The sequence below is a fragment of the Streptomyces swartbergensis genome (assembly GCF_002148965.1).
GTDB lineage: Bacteria > Actinomycetota > Actinomycetes > Streptomycetales > Streptomycetaceae > Streptomyces > Streptomyces swartbergensis.
Genome location: NZ_NGFN01000501.1, coordinates 1 through 4,681 on the forward strand (window position 1 = coordinate 1; position 4,681 = coordinate 4,681).

General features: G+C 70.8%; 4 protein-coding genes and 1 pseudogene. 3 read left to right on the forward strand and 2 right to left on the reverse strand.

All coding sequences use genetic code 11. The features are described from left to right. Positions 1 to 760, reverse strand: a 760-nt coding sequence (locus CA983_RS40965; RefSeq protein ID WP_244207314.1) for a DeoR/GlpR family DNA-binding transcription regulator, incomplete at its 3' end; no start/stop codon positions are given. Positions 761 to 961: 201 nt separating this feature from the next. Continuing rightward, positions 962 to 2,410: an NAD(P)H-quinone dehydrogenase gene (locus CA983_RS40970; RefSeq protein ID WP_086605745.1), complete on the reverse strand. Its 1,449-nt coding sequence runs from the start codon at positions 2,408 to 2,410 to the stop codon at positions 962 to 964. A 95-nt stretch (positions 2,411 to 2,505) separates the two neighbouring features. On the opposite strand from CA983_RS40970, the gene CA983_RS40975 reads away from it, so the two are divergent. The 3 genes and pseudogenes from CA983_RS40975 to CA983_RS40985 form a co-directional block, all read left to right on the forward strand. Continuing rightward, the gene (locus tag CA983_RS40975) at positions 2,506 to 2,943 is read left to right on the forward strand and encodes a gamma-glutamylcyclotransferase family protein (protein ID WP_086605746.1); all 438 of its coding nucleotides are present in this window, start codon (positions 2,506 to 2,508) and stop codon (positions 2,941 to 2,943) included. A 93-nt stretch (positions 2,944 to 3,036) separates the two neighbouring features. Next, positions 3,037 to 3,861 carry a purine-nucleoside phosphorylase gene (locus CA983_RS40980; RefSeq protein WP_020274367.1) on the forward strand — a complete coding sequence of 275 codons (825 nt, stop codon included), beginning with the start codon at positions 3,037 to 3,039 and terminating at the stop codon, positions 3,859 to 3,861. A gap of 457 nt (positions 3,862 to 4,318) precedes the next feature. After that, positions 4,319 to 4,681 (forward strand): annotated as a pseudogene (locus CA983_RS40985) (phospho-sugar mutase); the annotation flags it as partial.

The following is a 4,681-nucleotide window of genomic DNA, read 5'->3' on the forward strand; positions in this document are numbered from 1 at the left end:
CCGCCGAACCCCCCGGCGCCCCCGCGACAGCGATCTGCACTCCCTGATCGGCGAGCGCCTGGAGCTCCGTCGCCGCACGGTCGTCGTGAGCGGGCGGTTCGTCCGTGACAAGGCGGGTGATGAGATCCGTCGGCACGGTCTGGAACATCGTGTCCGTCCCGAGCTTGGTGTGGTCGGCGAGGACCACCACCTCCGCGGCCGCCTGCACCAGCGCCCGGTCGACGGAAGCCGACAGCATGTTGGACGTGGACAGCCCGCGCTCCGCGGTCAGACCGCTCCCGGACAGGAACGCCCGCGACACCCGCAGCCCGTGCAGGGACTGCTCGGCACCGCTGCCGACCAGGGCGTAGTTCGAGCCGCGGAGCGTACCGCCGGTCATCACGACCTCGACCCGGTTGGCATGGGCCAGCGCCTGGGCGACCAGCAGTGAGTTGGTGACGACGGTCAGCCCGGGCACCCGGGCGAGCCGGCGGGCCAGCTCCTGGGTCGTCGTACCCGCCCCGACCACGATCGCCTCGCCCTCCTCCACGAAACTCGCGGCGAGGTCGGCGATGGCGGTCTTCTCGGCGGTCGCGAGATGAGACTTCTGCGGAAAGCCGGACTCCCGCGTGAAACCGCCCGGCAGTACCGCACCGCCGTGCCGGCGGTCGAGGAGTCCTTCTGCCTCCAGCGCGCGCACGTCCCGCCGTACGGTCACTTCGGAGGTCTGGACGACGCGGGCGAGCTCACGGAGCGACACGGCCCCGTTCGCTCGCACCATTTCGAGGATCAATTGGCGACGTTCTGCAGCGAACACGAAACTGACAGTAACGCCAGCGACCGTCTGCTTTCAGCAGTTTGCGCTGAATAGCAGAAGATGTTCGCACGCCACAGCGGGAAGTGGTATAGAGCCTAGTCCCGCCGCCTATGCCGTACGCATGGTCGAACACTCCCCGTGACCAGCGAAGAGCCGGATTCGGCCTCAGCCCTCGCCGGTGTCCTTCCGGGTGTGCAACTGCCGTGCCACCTCTGCGATCGAGCCCGACAACGAGGGATAGACGGTGAAGGCGTTCGCAATCTGTTCGACTGTCAGATTGTTGTCGACCGCGATCGAGATGGGGTGGATCAGTTCCGAGGCACGCGGCGCCACGACCACACCACCGACCACGATCCCGGTCCCCGGCCGGCAGAAGATCTTGACGAAGCCGTCGCGGATGCCCTGCATCTTCGCGCGCGGGTTGCGCAGCAGCGGCAGCTTCACGACCCGGGCGTCGATCTTCCCGCCGTCGACATCGGACTGGGTGTAGCCGACGGTGGCGATCTCCGGGTCGGTGAAGACGTTCGACGAGACGGTCTTCAGGTTCAGCGGGGCCACCGCATCGCCCAGGAAGTGGTACATGGCGATACGTCCCTGCATGGCGGCCACGGACGCCAAGGCGAACACGCCGGTCACGTCACCGGCCGCGTACACGCCCGGAGCGGTCGTACGCGACACCTTGTCCGTCCAGATGTGACCGGACTCGCGCAGCCGGACCCCGGCCTCCTCCAGCCCCATGCCCGAGCTGTTCGGAACGGCACCGACGGCCATGAGGCAGTGCGACCCGGTGATGACCCGCCCGTCGGAGAGGGTCACCTCGACCCGGTCCCCGACCCGCTTGGCGGACTGCGCCCGGGTGCGTCCCATGACGTTCATACCGCGCCGCCGGAAGACCTCCTCCAGCACGGCGGCCGCGTCCGGGTCCTCACCCGGCAGCACCCGGTCCCGCGACGACACGAGCGTCACCTTCGACCCCAGCGCCTGATAGGCACCGGCGAACTCGGCACCGGTCACACCCGACCCGACCACGATCAGCTCCTCGGGGAGCTCGTCGAGGTCGTAGACCTGGGTCCAGTTCAGGATCCGCTCGCCGTCGGGCTGGGCGTCGGGCAGCTCGCGGGGATGCCCGCCGGTGGCGATGAGCACGGCATCCGCCGTCAGGGTCTCCTCACTCCCGTCGGCGGCGCGCACCACGACCTTGCGCGACCCGTCGAGCGCCTGCATGCCCTCCAGCCGCCCGCGCCCACGCAGGACACGCGCCCCGGCACGCGTCACGGAGGCCGTGATGTCGTGCGACTGGGCGAGCGCGAGCCGCTTCACACGCCGGTTGACCTTCCCCAGGTCGACCCCGACCACCCGGGCGCTCTGCTCCAGAGGCGGGGTGTCGTCCGCGACGATGATCCCCAGCTCCTCGTACGAGGAGTCGAAGGTGGTCATCACCTCGGCCGTGGCGATCAAAGTCTTGGACGGCACGCAGTCGGTGAGCACCGACGCCCCGCCCAGACCGTCGCAATCGACGACGGTCACCTCCGCACCGAGTTGGGCGGCCACCAGCGCCGCTTCGTATCCGCCGGGTCCGCCACCGATGATCACGATCCGAGTCACGTACTCCATTGTCCCGCACGCCTCAACGTGACACCGCCCCGGGGCCCGCCCGATGCGGCTCCGTTACGCGAGTGACCCAGGAGCACCTGCCGTAGTCTCTCCCCATGTCGCTCTACGCCGCGTACGCCGGCAACCTCGACGCGCGGCTGATGTCCCGCCGCGCCCCGCACTCACCGCTGCGCGCCACCGGCTGGCTGAACGGGTGGCGGCTGACCTTCGGCGGCGAGCACATGGGCTGGGAGGGCGCCCTGCCGACGATCGTCGAGGACCCCCTCTCCCAGGTCTTCGTCGCGCTGTACGACATCGCCCCCATGGACGAGGAGTCGCTCGACCGCTGGGAGGGCGTGGGGCTCGACATCTACCGCCGCACACGCGTACGGGTCCACACCCTGGAGAGTGACGAGCAGGCGTGGGCCTTCACCCTCAACGCCTACGAGGGCGGCCTGCCCTCCGCCCGCAACCTGGGCGAGATCGCCGACGCGGCGGAATCAGCCGGCGCCCCCCACGACTACGTCATGGAACTCCGCAAGCGCCCCTGCTGAGCCCCGTTTCGTCGGAAACGACAAGACAACGATCGCCACCCCGTGAGCTCCACCATCTACGCGCGTAGGCAATCACCGGCTACCCTCGTCGGCGTGAACGCATCTCTTCTTCCGGACGACATCCAGGGCGACCCCCACGCCGCCGCCGACGCCGCCGCGGCCCGCCTGCGCGAACTCACGGGCGCCGAGACCCACGACGTCGCCCTCGTGATGGGCTCCGGCTGGGCCCCGGCCGTGGACGCCCTCGGCGCCCCCGAGGCAGAGCTCCAGGTCACCGAGCTGCCCGGCTTCCCGCCCCCGGCGGTCGAGGGCCACGGAGGCAAGATCCGCTCGTACCGGATCGGCAACAAGCGCGCCCTCGTCTTCCTCGGCCGCACGCACTACTACGAGGGCCGCGGCGTGGCCGCCGTCGCCCACGGCGTCCGCACCGCCGTGTCGGCGGGCTGCAAGACGATCGTCCTCACCAACGGCTGCGGCGGCCTGCGCGAGGGCATGCGCCCCGGCCAGCCGGTCCTGATCAGCGACCACATCAACCTCACGGCGACGTCCCCGATCATCGGCGCCAACTTCGTCGACCTCACCGACCTCTACTCCCCGCGCCTGCGGGCCCTGTGCAAGGAGGTCGACCCCACCCTGGAGGAGGGCGTCTACGCCCAGTTCCCCGGCCCGCACTACGAGACTCCGGCCGAGATCCGCATGGCCCGCGTCATCGGGGCGGACCTGGTGGGCATGTCGACGGTCCTGGAGGCGATCGCCGCGCGCGAGGCGGGTGCGGAGGTTCTGGGCATCTCCCTGGTGACGAATCTGGCGGCGGGTATGACCGGTGAGCCCCTCAACCACGAAGAGGTCCTCCAGGCCGGCCGCGACTCCGCGACACGGATGGGCTCACTGCTCGCGCAGGTCCTGGGACGCCTGTAGGCAACCCGGCGCTGTGGCCGAGGCCGGGTGGGTCCGCAACCCGGCGTGGCGGGGTGCCGCTGCGCCCACCCTCCCCCAAGCTCTCGGCTTCGCTCGAGCAGGGGACCCCCATCGCCCCTAGCGGCACGATTGCCCGCAGCTAGGGCGGCCACAGCGGCCCCGCAGCGCGGCGGCCGACGGCAGCTGAACGGGAGGCGCCCGCAGCTGAGCGGACCCGCACTCGCCTACGGCGGGAAGGGGCCGTGTCGGGGGGTGTCCGCCCGCAGCGGTTGGCGCGTCAACGGACGGTTAGTCGGTATCCGACCCCATCGCGCCGTTCCGAGGACGGACACCCCCCGRCGCGGCCCCGACCCACAGCYCACGCGTAGGCGCGACACGAGCCCCCACCGAAGCCGCACAGGCCGCCGCAGGCATCCATCCCCCGGCACCACCCACAACCGAGAGGCTGACACAGACCGTGCACGACGAACTCATCGCACAGGCCCAGGCGTGGCTCACCGAGGACCCCGACCCGGAAACCCGCACCGAGCTCGCCCGCCTCATCGACGCCCAGGACCACACCGAACTCGCCGCCCGCTTCAGCGGCACCCTCCAGTTCGGCACCGCCGGCCTCCGAGGCGAACTCGGCGCCGGCCCCATGCGCATGAACAGCTCGGTCGTCATCCGCGCAGCCGCCGGCCTCGCCGCCTACCTCAAGAAGCAGGGCCACCACGACGGCCTCGTCGTCATCGGCTACGACGCCCGCCACAAGTCGCACGACTTCGCCCGCGACACCGCCGCCGTCATGACCGGCGCCGGCCTCCGCGCCGCCGTCCTCCCC

Coding starts and splice junctions, on each gene's coding strand:
- CA983_RS40970 (WP_086605745.1), bottom strand. CDS start 2,410: ATGGAGTACGTGACTCGGATCGTGATCATCGGTGGCGGACCCGGCGGA.
- CA983_RS40975 (WP_086605746.1), top strand. CDS start 2,506: ATGTCGCTCTACGCCGCGTACGCCGGCAACCTCGACGCGCGGCTGATG.